Source organism: Pseudomonas sp. P1_C12 (assembly GCF_056406435.1).
The window spans coordinates 127,205-146,245 of record NZ_JBFUAE010000015.1 but is presented as its reverse complement, the minus strand read 5'-3'; the positions used below and the strand labels follow the sequence as shown (position 1 = coordinate 146,245).

Annotated in this window: 15 protein-coding genes; 7 read left to right on the top strand and 8 right to left on the bottom strand. The window is 61.7% G+C overall.

From position 1 onward, the window contains the following. Nucleotides 1–75 precede the first annotated feature (75 nt). Nucleotides 76–2,049: an alkyl/aryl-sulfatase gene (locus AC1D19_RS23385; RefSeq protein WP_477764681.1), complete on the bottom strand. Its 1,974-nt coding sequence runs from the start codon at nucleotides 2,047–2,049 to the stop codon at nucleotides 76–78. Nucleotides 2,050–2,185: 136 nt separating this feature from the next. Between AC1D19_RS23385 and AC1D19_RS23380 the strand changes: the two genes are divergently transcribed. The 4 genes from AC1D19_RS23380 (at nucleotide 2,186) to AC1D19_RS23365 (ending at nucleotide 7,091) form a co-directional block, all read left to right on the top strand. After that, nucleotides 2,186–2,854, top strand: coding sequence for an ABC transporter ATP-binding protein (locus AC1D19_RS23380; protein WP_477755077.1), 669 nt, complete (start codon nucleotides 2,186–2,188; stop codon nucleotides 2,852–2,854). Between the two features lies 1 nt (nucleotide 2,855). Further along, nucleotides 2,856–5,327, top strand: coding sequence for an ABC transporter permease (locus tag AC1D19_RS23375; protein WP_477764680.1), 2,472 nt, complete (start codon nucleotides 2,856–2,858; stop codon nucleotides 5,325–5,327). Continuing rightward, the gene (locus tag AC1D19_RS23370) at nucleotides 5,317–6,390 is read left to right on the top strand and encodes a lipocalin-like domain-containing protein (protein ID WP_477764679.1); all 1,074 of its coding nucleotides are present in this window, start codon (nucleotides 5,317–5,319) and stop codon (nucleotides 6,388–6,390) included. Before AC1D19_RS23375 ends, AC1D19_RS23370 begins: the two co-directional genes overlap by 11 nt. Before the next feature lie 122 nt (nucleotides 6,391–6,512). Beyond that, a complete protein-coding gene (locus tag AC1D19_RS23365) occupies nucleotides 6,513–7,091 on the top strand; it encodes a hypothetical protein (RefSeq protein ID WP_477755074.1) in 579 nt (192 codons plus the stop codon). 341 nt (nucleotides 7,092–7,432) lie between these two features. On the opposite strand, the gene hglS is transcribed toward AC1D19_RS23365, so the two are convergent. The 3 genes from hglS to AC1D19_RS23350 all read right to left on the bottom strand — a co-directional run bounded on the left by hglS (nucleotide 7,433) and on the right by AC1D19_RS23350 (nucleotide 11,410). Then, on the bottom strand, nucleotides 7,433–8,839 hold the full coding sequence (gene hglS, locus AC1D19_RS23360; RefSeq protein ID WP_477764678.1) for a 2-oxoadipate dioxygenase/decarboxylase HglS: 1,407 nt from the start codon (nucleotides 8,837–8,839) through the stop codon (nucleotides 7,433–7,435). A 137-nt stretch (nucleotides 8,840–8,976) separates the two neighbouring features. Then, complete coding sequence (locus AC1D19_RS23355; protein WP_477756766.1) at nucleotides 8,977–9,933, bottom strand: alpha/beta fold hydrolase; 957 nt, start codon at nucleotides 9,931–9,933, stop codon at nucleotides 8,977–8,979. Between the two features lie 22 nt (nucleotides 9,934–9,955). After that, a complete protein-coding gene (locus AC1D19_RS23350) occupies nucleotides 9,956–11,410 on the bottom strand; it encodes a flavin-containing monooxygenase (protein WP_477760338.1) in 1,455 nt (484 codons plus the stop codon). Between the two features lie 198 nt (nucleotides 11,411–11,608). On the opposite strand from AC1D19_RS23350, the gene AC1D19_RS23345 reads away from it, so the two are divergent. After that, nucleotides 11,609–12,682 carry a diguanylate cyclase gene (locus AC1D19_RS23345; protein ID WP_477764677.1) on the top strand — a complete coding sequence of 358 codons (1,074 nt, stop codon included), beginning with the start codon at nucleotides 11,609–11,611 and terminating at the stop codon, nucleotides 12,680–12,682. Between the two features lie 212 nt (nucleotides 12,683–12,894). On the opposite strand, the gene AC1D19_RS23340 is transcribed toward AC1D19_RS23345, so the two are convergent. From AC1D19_RS23340 to AC1D19_RS23330, 3 genes are all read right to left on the bottom strand, one after another. After that, the gene (locus tag AC1D19_RS23340; protein ID WP_477756347.1) at nucleotides 12,895–13,764 is read right to left on the bottom strand and encodes an isocitrate lyase/PEP mutase family protein; all 870 of its coding nucleotides are present in this window, start codon (nucleotides 13,762–13,764) and stop codon (nucleotides 12,895–12,897) included. A 142-nt stretch (nucleotides 13,765–13,906) separates the two neighbouring features. Further along, nucleotides 13,907–14,941, bottom strand: a complete 1,035-nt coding sequence (astA, locus tag AC1D19_RS23335) for an arginine N-succinyltransferase (RefSeq protein WP_477764676.1) — start codon at nucleotides 14,939–14,941, stop codon at nucleotides 13,907–13,909. Between the two features lie 52 nt (nucleotides 14,942–14,993). After that, the gene (locus AC1D19_RS23330) at nucleotides 14,994–16,010 is read right to left on the bottom strand and encodes an arginine N-succinyltransferase (protein WP_477764675.1); all 1,017 of its coding nucleotides are present in this window, start codon (nucleotides 16,008–16,010) and stop codon (nucleotides 14,994–14,996) included. Nucleotides 16,011–16,573: 563 nt separating this feature from the next. Between AC1D19_RS23330 and AC1D19_RS23325 the strand changes: the two genes are divergently transcribed. Together AC1D19_RS23325 and cobF are read left to right on the top strand one after the other, a co-directional pair. After that, nucleotides 16,574–17,146, top strand: a complete 573-nt coding sequence (locus tag AC1D19_RS23325; protein ID WP_477764674.1) for a histidine phosphatase family protein — start codon at nucleotides 16,574–16,576, stop codon at nucleotides 17,144–17,146. Further along, nucleotides 17,146–17,901 carry a precorrin-6A synthase (deacetylating) gene (cobF, locus tag AC1D19_RS23320; protein ID WP_477764673.1) on the top strand — a complete coding sequence of 252 codons (756 nt, stop codon included), beginning with the start codon at nucleotides 17,146–17,148 and terminating at the stop codon, nucleotides 17,899–17,901. The genes AC1D19_RS23325 and cobF overlap by 1 nt, the downstream gene beginning before the upstream one ends. Nucleotides 17,902–18,022: 121 nt before the next feature. Here cobF and ftrA read toward each other — a convergent pair whose 3' ends face one another. Next, nucleotides 18,023–18,997 (bottom strand): transcriptional regulator FtrA, encoded by a 975-nt coding sequence (ftrA, locus tag AC1D19_RS23315; RefSeq protein WP_477764672.1) that lies wholly within the window; start codon nucleotides 18,995–18,997, stop codon nucleotides 18,023–18,025. Between the last annotated feature and the right edge of the window lie 44 nt (nucleotides 18,998–19,041).

Here is a 19,041-nt window from a genome sequence, read left to right as displayed (position 1 = left end):
ATCCAGTGTGGGAGCGACGGTGCGGCGATCCGACCTGCTCGAGATGGAGGCGACGCGGTTTGCCGCGTCACCGGTTCAAGGCGTGACGATATTGAACTGCGGCGCGAAGGTATCGAGGCTGCTCATCAACTCCCCAAGCTTCTTGCCATTGCCTTGCAACTTGATCAGGCCTTTCTGGATCGCCGCCGGGATATCCAGTTGCTTGAGGCTGATCTGTTCCAGGGTGGCCTTGCTCATGGTCACGCTGGCGTCCGCCTGGGGATTGAGCCCGGCACGGTGGGTCAGCACACCATTGCGCAGGGTCAGGTTGAAGTCCTTGTTCTGATCCTCGAAGGTCCAGTTCAGGGTCAGGTCATGGCCTACAGCCTTTTCACTGTCCAGGCGAACCGCCAGGAAGTCGAAGAACATCTGCGGGCTCATCGCCCGAACCATGTCCACCGATACCGACGTGCCCGCTTGGGGTGGCACGCCATCGCGCAGTTCCATGGCACCGGTCAGGTACATGTTGCGCCAGGTGGCGTTTTCACTTTGATAGCCCATTTGCTCCAGCGTCTGGGCCTGGGATTTGCGCGCATCGCCGTTGTCCGGGTTGGCGAACAGCAACTGATTGCCCAGTTGCGCGGCCCAGCGGTATTCACCCTTGGCCATTGCCGCCTGCATTTTCCCCAGCACGGCCGCTTCGCCGCCCATGGCTTCGACCGAACGCTTGGCCGTTTCTACCGGTGGCAGTGGATTGAGGTTGGCCGGGTTACCGTCATAGAAACCCATGTAGCGCTGATACACCGCGCGGGTGTTGAAACTCAGCGAGCCGTAGTAGCCACGGGTGTACCACTTCTGGTCGAGGGTGCCAGGCAGTTTCTTGATCGAATCGGCGATTTCCAGCGACGTCAGGCCCTGATTCAGCAAGTGCAGGGTGCGGTCGTTGAGGAAGGCGTACATGTCGCGCTGGTCGGCGAGGAAGGTGCGGATGCGTTCGCCGCCCCAGGTCGGCCAGTTGTGCTGGGCGAACAACACATCGCTCTTGTCACCGTAACGCGCCAGGCTGCTGTCCAGGTACTCGGCCCAGGCCTTGGCGTCGCGCACTTGCGCGCCGCGCGGGGTGAGGATGTTGTGCATCATTTGCGTGGCGTTTTCTGCCATGCACAAGGCGCGCAACTGCGGCAGGTACAGGTTCATTTCCGCCGGTGCTTCGGTGCCCGGGGTCAACTGGAACTCCACGTCGAGGCCGGCGATGGTGCGGGTTTCCAGTTCCTTGTCGATCAGGTCGGTGGGCGGGATCAGGGTGACGGTGCCGCCGCTCGGCGTGCTCTTGCCCAGGCCGGCATCGACCTGGCCTTTTTCGCCCCGGGGCAGCAGGCTGCCGAACTGGAACTGCGCGCGGCGGCTCATGGCGTTGCCGGCGTAGACGTTCTCGCTCATCACGTGTTCCATGAACCCGGCGGGGGCGAACACCTTGACCTTGCCGGCTTTGACGTCGGCTTCGTCGATGACCCCGCGCACGCCACCGAAGTGGTCGACGTGGGTGTGGCTGTAGATCACCGCCACCACCGGTTTGTGCGGACGGTTCTGGTAGTACAGGTCCAGTGCTGCCCTGGCGGTTTCGGCCATGGTCAGCGGGTCGATGATGATCAGCCCGTCATCGCCTTCGATGATGGTCATGTTGGCGAGGTCAAGGCCGCGCACTTGATACAGTCGAGGGCTGACTTCGAACAGTCCGGCATGGGCGCTGAGTTGGGCCAGGCGCCAGAGGCTCGGGTTGACCGACTCCGGGGCCTGATCCCTGGCGAGGAAGTCATAGGCCTGGATATCCCAGATGACCTTGCCCGAGGCGTCCTTGACCTGGCCCTTGAACGGCGCGATCAGGCCCTTGGTGACCGACTCGTAGTCGGTGCGGTCGGTGAAGGGCAGTTGTTGCAGCACGGCGGCGTTACTGGCCGTGGTTTGCGGGCTGGCCGCGACCGGTCCGTCGGCGGCGACCACCGATTGCGCAAGGCAGGCAGTGATCAGGCAAGCGAGCAGCCCACGAGGGCTCAAGGTGAAACGAGGCATGGCGTCTCCGTTTTTATCGTTATGGTCAGACCAGCTTCGAGGGTAGGGCGGGGCTCGGGCAGGGCGATCATCAGCAACGGACAAAAAACATTCAGGGCCGCTATCCTTGGACCAGGCATATCCAGCAGGTTGACCCATGCTTGAAGTCCATGGCGTGTTCAAAAGCTACGCCACACCGCAGGGGCCGCTGCCGGTGCTGCAAGGCGTCGACCTGACGCTCAGGCCCGGCAGCAGCCTGGCGCTGATGGGCGAGTCGGGCAGTGGCAAAAGCACCTTGCTGCACCTGATCGCCGGGCTGGACAGGATCGATCGCGGCAGCATCCGCAGTGGCGAGCATCGTCTGGAACAGATGAATGAAGGGCAACTGGCGAACTGGCGTCGTACGGAAATCGGCCTGGTGTTCCAGCAATTCAACCTGATCGGCAGCCTGCGGGTCGAAGACAACCTGGCGATTCAGGCGCGTCTGGCCGGGCGCCATGACCCACACTGGCAGGCGCACCTGGTGCAGCGCCTGGGCTTGGGCGAGCTGCTGCGGCGCTACCCGGAGCAACTGTCCGGCGGTCAGCAGCAACGGGTCGCGCTGGGGCGGGCGCTGGCGTCGCGCCCGCAACTGCTGCTGGCCGACGAGCCCACCGGCAGCCTCGATGAAACCACCGGCGCCGAGGTGTTGCAGTTGCTGCTGGAATTGCTCGACGACAGTCCCACCAGCCTGTTGATGGTCACCCACAGTCCCGGCGTGGCGGCGCGGCTGGCGGAAAAAGCGCTGCTGTGCGGTGGTCGTCTTGCCGGTGTGGGGGCGCGCTGACATGCGCATTTTCGGCGAAACCCTGCGCGCCCTGCTCAGCCACTGGCGGCAGCACCCGGTACAGTTTTTCAGTGTGCTGACCGGGTTGTGGCTGGCCACCAGTCTGTTGACCGGCGTCCAGGCACTCAACAGCCAGGCCCGCGACAGTTATGCCCGCGCCAGTCGGTTGATCGGTGGCGAACCTCAGGCCAGCCTCAGTGCGCCCGGCGGCGGCACGTTTCCACAGCAATGGTTTATCGATCTGCGCCGAGCGGGGTGGCCGGTGTCACCGGTACTGCAAGGGCGAGTCACGCTCAAGGGCCATGAAGAGCAGCGCTTGCAGTTGATGGGCATCGAGCCGGTGTCGCTGCCGGCGGGCGCGGCGGTGGCCGGGCAGGCCCTGGCGATTGAACAGGTGGTCGATTTTTTCAGCCCGCCGGGCACTACCTGGATATCGTCGCAAACCTTGCAGGCACTGGATTTGCGTGAGGGTGACCGGCCCTTTAACCTGGCTGGCGCGGCACTGCCGCCGTTGCATGTGCAGGCTGATATGGCGCCCGGTGTGCTGCTGGTGGACATCGGTTTTGCCCAGCAGATTCTGGGGTTGCCGGATCAGTTGTCGCGTCTGCTGTTGCCGAAGGACTTCACTGCGCCGCTGCCGGATTCGCTCAAGGGACAGCTGCAACTCAAGAGCGCCGGTGAAGAAAACAACCTGGCGCGCCTGACCGAAAGCTTTCACCTGAACCTCGATGCCCTGGGGGTACTGTCGTTCGTTGTCGGCCTGTTTATCGTGCACGCCGCCATCGGGCTGGCGCTGGAGCAACGGCGAAGCCTGCTCCGGACCCTGCGTGCCTGCGGTGTGAGTGCGCGGATGCTGATCGCTTGTCTCGCCGTCGAATTGGGTGGATTGGCCCTGATCGGCGGTGTGGCCGGGGTGGTCAGCGGCTACCTGCTGGCCGGTGTGCTGTTGCCCGATGTCGCCGCCAGCCTGCGTGGCTTGTATGGCGCCGAAGTGGCGGGGCAGTTGAGCCTCAGCCTGACATGGTGGTTCAGCGGTATCGGCTTGAGCCTGATCGGCGCGTTGCTGGCCGGTGCCAGCAGCCTGCTGCGGGCGGCGCGCTTGCCCTTGCTGGCGCTGGCCGACCCGCAGGCCTGGCATCAGGCCCATGCCCGCTGGTTGCGACGCCAGGGCGGGGTGGCGGCAATGGCCGGGGTGATCGCGCTGCTGGCGTTGATTTTCGGTGACAGCCTGGTCATTGGCTTCGTGTTGATGGCGGCGCTGTTGATCGGTGCCGCACTGGCACTGCCGGTGGTGCTCAGTTCGCTGCTCAGTCTCGGTTCGCAGCGCAGTCGCTCAGTGCTCGGCCAGTGGTTTGTCGCCGATTGCCGTCAGCAACTGCCGGCCCTGAGCCTGGCGTTGATGGCGCTGCTGCTGGCCATGGCGGCGAATATCGGTGCCGGCAGCATGACCGCGGGGTTCCGCCAAACCTTCAGCGACTGGCTCGAGCAACGGCTGACGGCCGAGCTTTACCTCAACCCACAGAACCCGGCCCAGGCCCGGGAGCTGCACAGCTGGCTCGACCAGCAGCCGCAACTGGCGGCAGTGCTGCCCCACTGGCAGGTGTCGATCCAGTTGCAGGGCTGGCCGACGGACTTGTCGGGGATCATCGACCATCCGACCTATCGCCAGCACTGGCCGCTGCTCGAGACCTTGGGCGACAACCCTTGGGAGCGACTGGCCAGGGACGATGCGGTGATGCTCAGCGAGCAACTGGCCCGGCGCCTGCGCGTGCAGCTCGGCGATCACCTGACGCTGCCGACGCCAACCGGCCCGTGGTCGCCGCGGATCGTCGGGATCTACGCCGACTACGGCAATCCCAAGGGCCACATTCTGGTCAATATCAATCACCTGCAGCGCGGCTGGCCGCAATTGGCACCGAGCCGCTTCAACCTGCGCATCGAGCCGGCGTCGATCCCTGCGTTCGTCGCGGCGTTACAGGCGCGTTTTACCCTCGACGACAGCCGCATCGTCGATCAGGCGCGGCTCAAGGGTTGGTCCACGCAAGTCTTCGAACGCACTTTTGCCGCCACCGCCGCGCTCAATAGCCTGACGCTGTGCGTGGCCGGGGTGGCGCTGTTCATCAGTCTGTTGACGCAAAGCCAGAGCCGTCTCGGGCAACTGGCGCCGCTGTGGGCACTGGGGGTGACACGTCGGCATTTGATGTTGCTCAACCTCGGGCAAACCTGGTTGCTGGCGCTGCTGACCCTGGTGCTGGCGTTGCCGCTGGGCATAGCCCTGGCGTGGTGCCTGGACACGGTGATCAACGTGCAGGCCTTTGGCTGGCGCCTGCCGTTGCGGGTGTTTCCATGGCAACTGTTGCAATTGATGGGGCTGGCGCTGGTGGCGACGCTGCTGGCTTCGGCCTGGCCGTTGTACCGTTTGTACCGCACGCAACCGGCGGACCTGCTGCGGACGTTCGCCCATGAAGATTAAGCTCGGCGTGTTGCTCCTGACGCTGCTGGCGAGCGGTTGCGATCAACCGGCACCGGTAGAAAAGGGTTTTGCCGGGCTGGGCAACCAGGCCGCTGCGTTCACCAAGGTGGTGCCCGGTCGGGTGTTCAGCTTCCCGGCGGATCACGGCCCGCACGACGGCTTTCGCATCGAATGGTGGTACGTCACGGCCAACCTGAAGGACGATCAGGGGCATGAGTTCGGCGCGCAATGGACGTTGTTCCGCAGTGCCTTGAATGCCACCCCCGAGGTGGCGGGTTGGCAGAATCAGACGATCTGGCTCGGTCACGCGGCGGTGACGTCGGCGACGGTGCATCACGCGGCTGAACGCTATGCCCGTGGTGGCGTCGGTCAGGCCGGTATCAGCCTCACGCCGTTCAATGCGTGGATCGACGACTGGCAGTTGCGCAGTCAGGCGACTGCCGACGACCCGTTAGCCGACCTGCAGCTCATTGCTCGTGACCGGCGTTTCAGTTACCGGTTGCGGTTGACCTCGACAGGTCCGCTGGTGCTTCAGGGGGACCAGGGATTCAGCCAGAAATCCGAGCAGGGTCAGGCCTCGTATTACTACAGCCAGCCGTTTTTCCAGGCCAGCGGTACGCTGGACATCGACGGCCAAACCTTTCAGGTCAGTGGCCCGGCCTGGCTTGACCGCGAATGGAGCAGCCAGCCCCTGACAAGCAATCAGACCGGTTGGGACTGGTTCTCCCTGCACCTGGACAGCGGCGAGCAGGTGATGCTGTATCGCATGCGGCAAAAGGACGGCGAGCCTTACCTCATCGGCACCTGGATCGACGCCCGGGGCCAGACACAATTGCTGCACGCCAGCGACATCAGCCTCACGCCACAAGACACCGCGCGTGTGGCAGGACGCGAGATGCCCGTGCGCTGGTCGATCAAGATCCCCGCCAGACACTTCGATATCACCATCACCGCGCTCAATCCCCAGGCCTGGATGGACTTGCGCATTCCATATTGGGAAGGCCCGGTGCGCCTCAGTGGCAGCCATGCAGGGATCGGATATCTGGAAATGACCGGGTACTAGCCACGAAAATCAGAGGCCCGCGGCGACCACTCGCCAAACAGCGTCTATGCTCATCGCACACAGGGCGTTGAGCCTGGCTTCAACGCCGTTTGTTGCCATCAATCACAGGGAATGTTCTGCCTATGAAACGCCATGCACTGACCAAAGCCATCACCCTCGCTACCTTACTGTCTGCCGCCAGTTTTGGCGCGGTGGCCGCCGATATCCCGTTGTCCGAAGTCGTGGTGGCTGATCAGGTCACCACCACAGTCGTTTCGGTTGATACCGCGAATCATTCCGTGGTCCTTAAAGGTCCGCAGGGTAATGAGTTCCCTGTGCAACTGACCGACAAGGCGAAAAACCTCAAAAACCTCAAGGTCGGCGATACGGTCGATATCCGGGTTACCAGCGCCGTTGCGGCCTACCTCGACACCGATGTCGACAAAGGCCTGCCGGGCACCGCCGAAGCCACCGGTGAAATGCGCGCAGCGCCAGGTAGCGCCAACCCCGGCGGCGAAGCTTACCGCCAGGTGAAAGTGCAGCTGAAAATCACCCACATTGACGTGAAAAAGCACAAGGTGACCTTCGAAAACCCGGAAGGCCAGTCCAAGACGGTTGACGTCAAACGACCCGAGGTCCAGGCCAAACTCAAGGACTTGAAAGTCGGGCAAAGCGTTAACGTGGTTTATACCGATGTATTGACGGTGACCAGCAGGCACTGATATTGGCTCTGAACGGGTTGATTGTTTTTGTGCAGCTTTTGTATAGGAATAATCAACTCGTATGGTCGAACTGGTGAGTTTGTGGCTCGGTGCGGGATAGGATTTAAGTCGACATTTTATTACATATGGTGTCGATAAATTTCATCTTTACCGCACGGACATATTTAGCCACTTCTACTAAAATACTTTCCGTTCGCCCAGTGCAGGGCTCTTTACCAGTGCATGGATTGCCGAGGCCAGTGCACTGGGCGAACACTTTTTTGCTGTATTGAAAGTTTCGGATATATAAAAAACGGGCGACCAACAGGTCGCCCGTTTTTTATTGAGCGGTGAGACATCGTTCAGTCATGTTTTTTATTGACTTGAACAACATCGGCCAACGCCGCGAAACACTGCTCGATCGAACGCCGCTGGCTGTCGGCATACAGCTCCAGTTCATCGATCGTCGGCCGCCCCAGAGCCTGTTCGAAGGCTTGCTGGTTGGAGTGCACGCCGTAACGGGTCTGCGCCGCATCCCCAAGGTTCGACTGGAAAATCCCCGCCGCGCTGACCGGCAGGAAGTCTTCGTACACCAGCGGTTCAACCCGCAGGCAACCGCTGCCGAGCAGGTCTTCCAGGGCGGCGTTTGTCAGGTCACCCGCCGCCAGGCCTTGTTCCGTGACGAAGTAGCGGAAGTAAGCCAGGCCCTGTTGGCGCATGTCTTCCCAGGTGTCAGGGAGTTCGTTGAAGTGCTGCGCCATGAGCGCGTTGTAACGCTCGGCGTTGGCTTCGTTGGGGAAGTCCTTGAGTTCGTCCCGCGCGGCATTGAGCAAGCGGTCGTACAGTGCCCGGCCTTTGGGCGTGAGGGCGGCACCGCGCTGTTCGATTTCGCCGAAACGGGCGCTGTGACTGCCGCGAGCCTGGTTTTGATCGGTGAAGGCAATCGGCTCGTCCAGGGCCTTGAAACTGGTCTGGCGCAACAGGATCGGGCATTGGCGGCGGGGCGGGCCTTCGATCACCGCCTTTGGGGTGATGCCATGGGCCGGCATTTGCGCCTGGACGATGTCGATGTCCAGGGTCCGTGGTGTCAGGTGGTTGATGTGCGGGCCCTTGAACGCCACCACATCGGCGATCAGACGATGCTGGGCGCTGAGTTGTTGATACTGCTCGGCAGTGACGGTGGCGCTGTGGTGCCAGCGAAACGTTTCCAGAGCCTGTTCGACGAACGCCAGGGCTTCCTGCTCGGTCAGGCCACCCCGGGATTCGGCACGTTCGATGAGGGAGAGGGCCGTGGGGGTGAAGATCGCGCGCTGGTCGAGCATCGACTGGGCGAACGCTCGCAGCTCCAGGTCTTCGATCAATTCCAGGCGCAACAGCGAGGTGAATACCCGAAACGGGCTGACCTGCAACGCCGCTTCATGCACCGCGCGAAAAGCCGTGGAGTGCACCGGCACGCCGGCGGGTGTCAGGTCGTAGTAACCCACCGGATGCATGCCCATCACCGCGAACAGGCGGGCGAGGGTCGCCAGTTCAGCGGCCGTACCGACGCGGATCGCCCCATGACGCTCCAGGTCCAGGCGCTCGATTTCGCCGGTGCTCGTGAGCTGTTGTGCGACTTGCGAGTCGCTGTCCAGCACGCGGCGGTTGGTCTGTTCCACCAATTCCATCAACGCGCCGTACAACGGCACTTCCTCGCGATACATGTCGGACATCGCTTTGGAGAAGCGTTGGCGGATCAGGTCAGGGCTGACGAAGTTCGGGTGGTTCATGAACAGGATTCCTGGCGCGGTGACGTAAAGGATGGACGAAAGATCGCAGCCTTGCGCGACGCCGACAAACGAAGTTTCTGACGAACTTCATTCTGCAAAGGACTGCATGCCTAGGGGACACTAATTGAGAACGCTCCCTAGTGCAGTCGTTGATCCTGTGGGCTCTCCGAGCGCAGCGATGCCAAAAACTCCCGATACAGCCGCGCCGAACCGGTGGGGGCTTCCACCATGGGCATGTGCCCGACGGCGTCCCAGATATGCACGCGCAGGTCGGCGATGCCCTTGCTCCAGACCGCCACGCTGCTGACATCGATCAGCCGGTCCTTGCGCCCCCACAACAACAGGGCCGGGGCGGTGATGTCGGGCAGATGCGGTTCCATCGGCGGACTGGCGCGCATTTCGCGGAAGATTTCTTCCAGCTCCTCGCGGGACTGTTCATAGCGCTGGGCGACGGCATCGAGAACCAGCTTCGGTACCCAGGGTGGCGAAGCCATGGTCATGGCGTAGAAGCGCTGGAATTCTTCGCGCGAGTGAATCAGAAACGGGTTGTGGCCCTTGGCCAAATGCCGCTCGAGGTCACTGGGCTCGGGCGCGGTGACACCCGCCGGGTCGATCAGCGCCACGGACACAATGCGCTCGGGGTACGTGGCCGCGAGCCATGCGGCCATGTAGCCGCCCATGGAATTGCCGATGACATGGACTTTCTCCACCCCGCACACGTCCAGCAGCTGGATCATGCGCTTGGCCTGTAGCGGGATGTCATAGCCGCCGCCGGCCTTGAAGCCGGTTTCGCCATGGCCGGCGATGTCCGGAATGATCACCCGGTGGCTGCCGACAAAGTGCCGGGCGAAACGCAGCCAGAGGTTCTTGTCGGCGCTGAAGCCATGGAGCATCAGCACATTGCTGGTGGCCTCGTACGGTCCGCCTTGCCAGGTCGAGACGGTCATCTCGGGGATGGGCACGACGATTTTGTGCAGCCGGTACAACTTGGCCTCGGCCGCCATGTTCAAGTCATAGAGCCAGTAGCCGATGGCCGGGTAGGTCAGCCAGCTCCAGGCGACGAACACTGCGAGAACGACGAACAACAAAAGCATCACGCGTCTCCCTTGTATCTGCTCAGGACAAAATGTGATCGGCGGGTTTCAGCGCTCGGGTCAAGCGATGAAAGCTGAAGCTGAACCCCGGAAACATGGCAATCACATGACCGCTCCTGCTTTGATACCAACTGTGGCAACCACCGGACTTCCACACGGTGCGTTCCATTTCCCGGTGGATCATTTCAGTGTAGGTACGTTCCGCCTCATGGCGAACTTCGATGCTGCGTAAACCTTGATCCTTCAAGGTGCGAATGCAATCGAGGATGTAATTCATCTGGGATTCGATGATGAACAGCGCCGAGGTGTGGCCAATACCGGTGTTCGGCCCGGTGACGATGAACAGGTTGGGGAAGTCGGGCAGGGCGGTGCCAAGGTAGGCCCGCGGGTATTGCGCCCAGACCTCCTTGAGACATGTGCCGTTTTTGCCCGTTACCGGGTAGCAAATCACCCCGTCGGTGGCATCGTAGCCGGTGGACCAGACGATCAGGTCCACGTCGATGTGTTGACCCTCGAGGGTAACGATGCCGGTTTCGTCGATGGACGCGATACCTTGTTCGCGGCTGTGCAGCGTCACGTTGCTACGGGCCAGGGCCGGGTACAGCGTGCTGGACAGAATTACCCGTTTACAGCCGATGGTGTAGTCCGGCGTCAGCTGGCGCCGCAGTTCGGTGTCCGGCACCTGGTGTTTGAGAAAACGCAGGGCCTGGCGCTGGACCATGTGCACCGCCGGCTTCGAATACTTGAAGCCAAACACCCGGGTTTCGAATTGCCAGTAGATACCCCAGCGCAGCAACTTGTAGGCGGGTTTGAGCCCCAGCAGCCAGCGCTCGAAGCGGCCAAACCTGCGATCAGCCCGGGGCAATACCCAGTGGGGCGTGCGCTGGAACACATGCAAGTGCCCGACGTCCGGGGCAATGGCCGGAATGACCTGGGCCGCACTGGCGCCGCTGCCGACGATGGCCACGGATTTTTGCCGGTAGTCGTAGCCGTGATCCCAGTTGTTGGTGTGAAAAGTCTTGCCCTGAAAGCGTTCCTGTCCGTCGAAGTGCGGCACCACTGGTTGACTCAGCGGCCCGGTCGCGTTGATCAGGAACTGCGCGCAAAACGTGCCTTTGTCGGCGGTGTACAGCGTCCAGCGTTTGTTGGCGTCGTCCCATTCGACGCGCTCGACATTCGCGCTCAGTTCTACCTTGTCCCGCAGGCCGAAGTGTTCCACCACATGGCGGGTGTAGCGGCGCAGTTCGGCCTGTCCGGCGAACATTTGCGTCCAGCGATAAGGGGCGAAAGACAATGAGTAAAGCGGCGAGGGCACATCGACTGCCGCGCCGGGATAGGTGTTCTGGCACCAGGTGCCGCCGAAGAAATCCCGTCGTTCCAGCAGGCGGAAATCGTCGATGCCGGCCTTGAGCAGATTGATTGCAGCACATTGGCCGCCAAACCCGCTGCCGATGATCAATACTTGAAAGGTCTGCATGGGCCTCCTCTTATGGTCATTGATCAACCCTTCTTTCATGTATAGCCGTTTCTGGAGACGAGGCTTTTGCTTTTACACGAGCGTGATGTCGCGATATTCAGCCTGTCAGTCGGTGATGGCTATTTGATCTCACCCTGATAGACTCCAGTACACAGGCACAGGCTGTTTTCGCATTCCGTCGAGTGGCACAGAGGCCCTATGGCAAAATCGGGAGGAAAGGGGGTTTCATTGGCCAGGAGGCTCTATACATCGCGAATCCTCGGGTTGGCCCTGGGATTGGTGTGCGTGAGTGTGGCGATGTATCCACTCGATCCGGCGCCCTGGGTCTGGGGATTCATGTGGTTCAACGGCCTGGTCTGGCCGCACCTGGCTTACCAATGGACGCGCCGGGCCAGGACGCCTTATCACGCCGAACACCGCAATCTGCTGATCGATGCCTTTCTCGGCGGTTTCTGGATTGCCGCGATGCATTTCAATCCACTGCCCAGCGCGACCACCATTTCCATGATGGCCATGAACAACGTGGCCATCGGCGGCCTGCGCTTCCTGCTGGCCGGGACGGCCGCGCAAGTGCTGGGCGTCGGTGTTGGCTTGCAGATGTTCGCCCCGGCGTTCATTCCTGCCACCAGCCCGGTGCAGCTCTATGCCTGTTTGCCATTGCTGTGCCTGTATCCGTTGGCGCTGGGCTGGATCTGCTTCCGCCAGGCCCATACCCTCGGCCGTCAGAAACGTGAACTGCTGGCACTGAGCCGCACCGACAGCCTGACGGGCTTGCTGAACCATGGCACCTGGAAGGACCAGCTGGAGGTCGAGTTCCAGCGTTGCAAACGTCAGCAAAAAGGCGGGGCGATTGCGCTGATCGATATCGACCATTTCAAAGCCATCAACGATACCTACGGCCATGTTGCCGGTGACATCGTCCTGCGTCAGTTGAGCAAAATGCTCAGGCACAGCCTGCGAGCGACCGATGTCGCAGGGCGCTACGGCGGTGACGAGTTCTGCGTGATCCTTCCGGACCTGCCCCTGAACCGCGCCGCCGCCGTCATGGAGGCCCTGCGCGATCGATTCGCCACCTTGGGGGACGAGCAGAACCCGGCGCTGAAAGTCAGCCTGAGCATTGGGCTGGCGTCATTCAACCCGGCCCACGCCGACGCGATGCTCTGGCTCAATGACGCCGACCATGCGCTATACGAAGCCAAGACCAGCGGGCGTAATCGAGTGATCTGTTGCGGCAATGGCAAACCCCATCGCGAACTGCTCGACTCGGTGTGACTGTCCACAGCAAGACCTGTGTGAGCGAGCTTGCTCCGGGCGGCGATCCGACAATGGCGGCGTGTCAGGCGGCCTGGATGTTGGCTGTGATGGCCTCATCGCGAGCAGGCTCGCTCCCACAGTGGATTTGCGGTGAGCACGTCATTTGCGTACACCCGCGATCACTTGTGGGAGCGAGCCTGCTCGCGAAGGCGGCGTGTCGGTTTAAAGCGTCACTCCTTCACGCTCATGAATTCTTCCGCGTAGCGGATGTACTCCTCCGGTTGGGTGTAGGTGTGCGTTAGTTCGGTCGCGTTCAGGTCCGACGTCTGGGTGAGTATCTGGCGTTGCTCGCGCAGGCTGTCGTAGGTCGCCTTGATCGCGGCGAAGTAAGCGCCATGGCCGTCGATGGTCACGCGCACACCCAGTTCGGCCAGGCGCTTGTCATCGCGTAGCAGCGGGTTGCCGTAGGTCACCAGCATCAGCGGCACGCTCAGGTGCTCGGCGATCTGCTCCAGATGGTCGAAGTCCTTTACGCCCACCATGCAGATACCGTCGGCCCCGGCGCGCTGGTATTGCCGGGTGCGGCTGATGATTTCCTGCACCGGCAGAATCCCCGCATGGGTGCGGGCGATGATCGCCATTTCCTTATCGCAGCGGGCTTCCAGTGCCGCGCGGATCTTGCCGACACCTTCGGCGACCGTGATCAGGTCGGTGGATTTGCGGCCAAACTGCGCAGGCAGCAGGGTGTCTTCGATGGTCAGCGCGGCGACGCCGGCCCGTTCGAGTTCGACGATGGTGCGCATGACGTTGAGCGCGTTGCCGTAGCCGTGGTCGGCGTCAGCAATCACCGGCAACTGGGCGACACGGCCGATGCGGGTGGCCTGTTCAGCGAATTCGCTGAGGGTGATCAGGGCAAAGTCAGGGGCGCCCAGCACTTGCAACGAGGCGACCGAACCACCAAGGATCCCGACTTCGAAGCCCAGGTCGGCGGCGATGCGGGCCGACATCGGGTCGAAAACCGAGGCTGTGTGGTAGCAGGTGTCGGAGGCGAACAATTGGCGAAAATTGCGGCGCAAATCTTGATGGGAAAGCCTGGACATATGAGTTCCACCAATGGAATGGAGGGGCTTGAGCAAAAGTGTCAACGCCGAAGAAATAAAAGGCTATCACGCGCACAGGAGGAGAATGATGACGAATTTGCCGGGTCAGGCAGATTGACGTCGCAACGATGGAGCTGATAAGTCACGCCGCCTCGGCTTGTTGCCGTTGGTCAAGCAGCGGCACGGCGCGCACCGAGTCGCCGGGTTGCAGTTGCAAGCGCTTGGCGGTCAGGCGGTCAACCACCAGGCTGTTGCCCTCCTGTCGTGCCGGGGCGCAGGTAATGCGGCAGCTTTCCAGGCGGCGGTTGTGGATCAGCCAGAGGGGTGCTTTATCGTCCGGCGAGCCGATGGCCAGTGACAGCGGTTGGCTGTCGCGCACGGTGCGGATCCCGGAAACCGGGGCTTCAAGGACCGGTCCGCCGTCGAAGATATCGATGTAGCCCTTGTGGGCAAACCCTTCGGCGCTGAGGATTTTCAGGGCCGGCTCGGTATTCGGGTGGGCCTTGCCGATCACCGCCTGGGCCTGTTCGGTCAGCAGGCAGGTGTACAGCGGCTGGCGCGGCATCAATTCGGCGATGAACGATTTGTTGCCCAGCCCGGACAAGTGATCGGTGTGGCTGAAGTCCATCTTGAAAAAGTGCCGGCCGAGGCTGTCCCAGAACGGCGAGCCACCTTGTTCGTCGGCACTGCCGCGTAACTCGGCGATGAGCCGGTTGCCGAACAGCTGCGTAAACTCGGCCACAAACAACAAACGCCCGAGCGAAAGCAAACGGCCGTTGCTTCCCTGGCGCTGATCGGGGCGCAGGTACAGCGAGCAGACTTCCGATTGCCCGGTCAATTCATTGCTCAGGAACAGGGTCGGGATCTGGCGCTCGATACCCAGGTCCGGTGCCGCACTGACCGTCAGTCCGACCCGGTAGTTGTACCAGGGTTCGCGCAGGCCGACGCCACCCGTCAGGGCGCTGACGCCCACCACTTGCTGCTCGTCGTCCTCGAGCACGAACAGATAATCGGCATCGGCCCGATCGACCTGCCCGGCGAAAGTGCGTTGGGCCCAGCGGATCCGGTGGGCCAGGCGTTCTTCGTCGGCCGGCAGGCTGGTAAGTCCCGGAACGGCCTGACGCACCAGCGTGAACAGGGCGGGCAGATCGGTGATCTGGACCGGACGGACAATCATGCGGCTGTTCCTTGTTCGTGTGTGCTCGGGCGGTGACGTCGCGGGCGGCTATTCACAGGGCGATCAGCCTGATCGGGCTGCCCTCGGTCACCTTCAGCGCCTTGCACATGGCTGCGTCCAGCGTGACGGGTTGCCCGGTGATGTAATCAAGATCGGCGACGATGGCCCGGTAATCCTTCAAGGACTCGTTGCTCACCAGAAAGCTGCCGCGGGCATCGATCACCGATCCAGGCCGCGTGATAGCGCACTGGCTGTGGGCGATGGAACGAATGCCCGACGTGCGCGCATACAGGGTCGGGCCTCCATCGAACAAATCGATGTAGCTGTTGGTTTCGAAGCCTTCACGCTCGAGGATATCGAAGGCTTCCTGGCCGTCGGGGTGGATGCTGCCGATACAGTCCTGTGCTGCCTGGGGCAGCATGGGCACGTAAATCGGATACTGCGGCATCAGTTCGGCGAGAAAGGTGCGGCTCCGCAGGCCGCAAAGCCGTTCGGCCTCGACGTAGGGCAAGTCGAAGAAATGCTTGCCCACGGCATCCCAAAATGGCGAGTGGCCTTCATCACTGCTGTAGCCGACGATTTCGGTGATCACCGTTTCGGAAAAACGCCGGGCGTGGGTGGCGATGAACAACAGGCGCGCCCGCGACAGTAGTTCGGAATGCGCGCTGCGCACACGCGCGGCATCGATATGGAAGCCCCGCAGCAAGGTGTGGCCACTGAGATCGTGACACAACGACAAGGCCGGTACGCCGTGCTCGATGTTCAGTTCCCTCGAGGCACTGGTGAAGTGCCGGTTGCGCAGGCTGTAGAACGGCTCGTTGAACCCCGCCGTGGCGAGGATTTCCGAGCAGCCGACCAGGTGCTGCGTCGTCAGGTCTTCGAGTACAAAGAAATAGTTTTCCGGGCCATGAACATCAACGTCCTTTTCGAACGACGCACACGAATCGAGGATTTTTCCGCGCAACCGTTCGCTATCGTCAGGCAGGGATGTAACGCCCACGAGGCTTTCACGAGCCAGCCTCTGCAACTGGGGCAGGTCGGCTGACTCGACTGGACGCAAGACCAGCATGGAGACACTCCTGTATTAAACGATTCGGCGGTTTGAGCCGAACCTGACTTTCACTGTCGGTTTTTCCACACATTCAATCGGTGGTCGTCTGAACGTTGTCAGGCGCCACTCTTTTTCTTGTCAGATGTTTTTTGGAATGGACCGGGTTAAACAAGAAACGGGCGATTCGGCCGCAGGCGATGCCTGGCCAGGCGCGTTGATCGGGTATTCGAGAAAGGGCATCCGGGCTCCTGCTGGATGAGTGTGGAACATGTTTTAACAGTCCGTTGAAAGGAGTATTTAATTATCGCGTCCTGCCTGTCTAGTGAATTTTCGCGTGGTCTGGCCGTGCCCGAAAAAGGGGCGAAGTGCCTGTACCAAGGGACTACGCCGATGTCGTAAAGTCTTGTAGGTGATTGCCTTGGTTGCGGTCAGCCATAACAGAAAACCTGGCAGGAAATGACTGAAGGATCCGTTTCAGGCAGGAAAATTAAACACCACCCAGGGCTGCTTTGTTGCGGCACAATTGCGCGATGGCGGTCACCTGACGCCGTCGTTCCTTTCCATCTTTAGAGTGATTGCTGGTGCAGGCGACCCGTTTAACCCTGATTTGTCATGCTCGAACCGTCGCACAGAAATTGGCGCGTTTTCCTCTGGACGAGCCTTTGGAGATGGATTGGCAAGCGCTCAGGCTTTCCCGTGGCAATCAGTTCAAGGGCGCTCCACGCCTCGTCTGCGGCCCGGAGTTGCGCACTCGGCAAACCGCTGAACTGTTCGGCAGCGCATCGGAGATTGTTGACGCGATGAAGGACTGCGACTTCGGGCGCTGGGGCGGTGAGCGCATCGGCGATCTGCAAAAAAACGATTCCGAAGCGCTCCAGCATTGGCTGGGCGACCCGGCTTCGGCACCCCACGGTGGCGAGTCGCTGGTGCAACTGGGCGAGCGCGTGGGCGCGTGGTTGACCACGTTGCAGTCGACGCCAGGGCACATCGTTGCCATTACCCATCCCTTCGTCATCCGCGCCGCACTCACGCAGGTGTTGCAAGGCGTATCGTCCGGCCTGATCGACGTCGAACCCCTGTCGGCGGTCGAGTTGAGATTCCATGGCCGCTGGCGGCTGCGCTTGCCGGGCACCGGGCCCGAGGACTTGCTGTGATGAAAAAGCTCCTGGTCATCGGTATCGGTGCTGGCAATCCCGACTACATCACAATGCAAGCGGTGAAGGCGCTGAATCAGGTCGACGTTTTTTTTCTCATGGACAAGGGCGAGAGCAAGAACAAACTCATCGATTTGCGCCGCGAAATCTGTTCACGCTACATCACCGACCACGCTTACCGTTTTGTCGAAGCCCACAACCCGGAGCGCGAGCGCGGTGAAGTGGACTACACAACCAGTGTCGACGACCTGAACCTGGCCAGGCGGCAGACCTTCGAACGGCTGATCAACGATGAAATGTCCGACGGCCAGTGTGGTGGTTTTCTGGTGTGGGGCGATCCGGCGCTGTACGACAGCACCATTCGCATCTTGCAGGCGATCCAGGTCTCAGGCGCCTGTGCGTTCGAGTTCGAGGTGATCCCCGGCATTACCAGCGTCCAGGCGTTGGCGGCACAGCACAAGGTGCCGCTCAACCAGATTGGCCGCTCGGTTGAAATCACCACGGGCCGGCGTCTGGCGGCAGGGCAGGTGAGCGATGCCGACAGCCTGGTGGTGATGCTCGATGCTCAGGATGCTTACCGTCAGGTGGTGGATCAGGACACCGAGATTTACTGGGGGGCCTATCTGGGGACGCCGGATCAAATCCTGATCAGCGGCAAGCTCAAGGATGTGGCGGATGAAATCCAACGAGTGCGCAAGGCTGCAAGGCTGGCCAATGGCTGGATCATGGATACCTATTTATTGCGCAAGCCTTGAGCACTGAATTGCCCGGTCTGACGCCTTCGTCGGAGCTCCGCCCGGAGCAAGCCCGCTCCCACAAGGATTGCGCGGACCCTGTAGGAACGGGCTTGCCCGCGAAGAGGCCCTTGAGAACACTTCAAGAAATAACATTGCCCCCACGCCCAAACCGCTCCCGATACACCGACGGCGGCACGCCAACCACCGTTCGAAAGGCCACCCGGAAACTTTCCACCGAACGATAACCACAACGTTCGGCTATCTGCTCGGTGTTCTGGTCGCTGCTTTCCAGCAGTTCGCGGGCGCGGCCCAGACGTTCGTGCTGCAACCAGGTTTTTGGTGACTGGCCACTGGCTTCGGTGAAGCGGCGCAGGAACGTGCGTTCGCTCATGGCGGCTTCGCTGGCCAGGTCGCGCACCTCCAGCGGCTCGTGCAAACGCTCACGTGCCCACTGCATGACGCGGGAAAGATCGCTGCGCGGTGTGGGACTGACCGGCGTCGGAATGAATTGCGCCTGGCCACCGCTGCGTTGCGGCGACGTGACCAGGCGTCGGGCCACGGAGTTGGCCACCTGTGTGCCGAAATCCCGTGCCACCAGATGCAGGCAGGCATCGATGCCTGCCGCGCTGCCGGCGGAGGTGATCAATTGGCCGGAATCGACATACAACACGTCCGGGTCCACCAGGATGCCGGGAAACCGCTCGGCCAGTTCTGAGGTATAGCGCCAGTGCGTGGTCGCGCCGCGCCCGTCGAGCAAGCCGGTGGCGGCGAGGACGAAAACACCGGAGCAGATCGACAGCAACCGCGCCCCCCGTGCATGGGCCTGGCGCAGTGCGGCGATCAACTCCACAGGCACTGCGGCGCTGCGGTCGCGCCAGCCGGGAATGATGATGGTCCGCGCGTCGGCGAGCATTTCCATGCCGCCATCGGCCAGGACCTGGATGCCGCCCATGGCACGCATCGGGCCTTGATCGACCGCGACGATATGATGCTCGTACCACGGAAAATCGAATTCAGGTCGTGGCAGGCCGAAGATCTCCACGGCAATGCCGAACTCGAACGTGCAGAGGCCGTCGTAGGCCAGAATCGCGACCGTTCCTGGGGTGGGGTGCATTTGGCGGAAAGTTCCCGGTTGGTGTCTTATGCGCCACTTTAGCC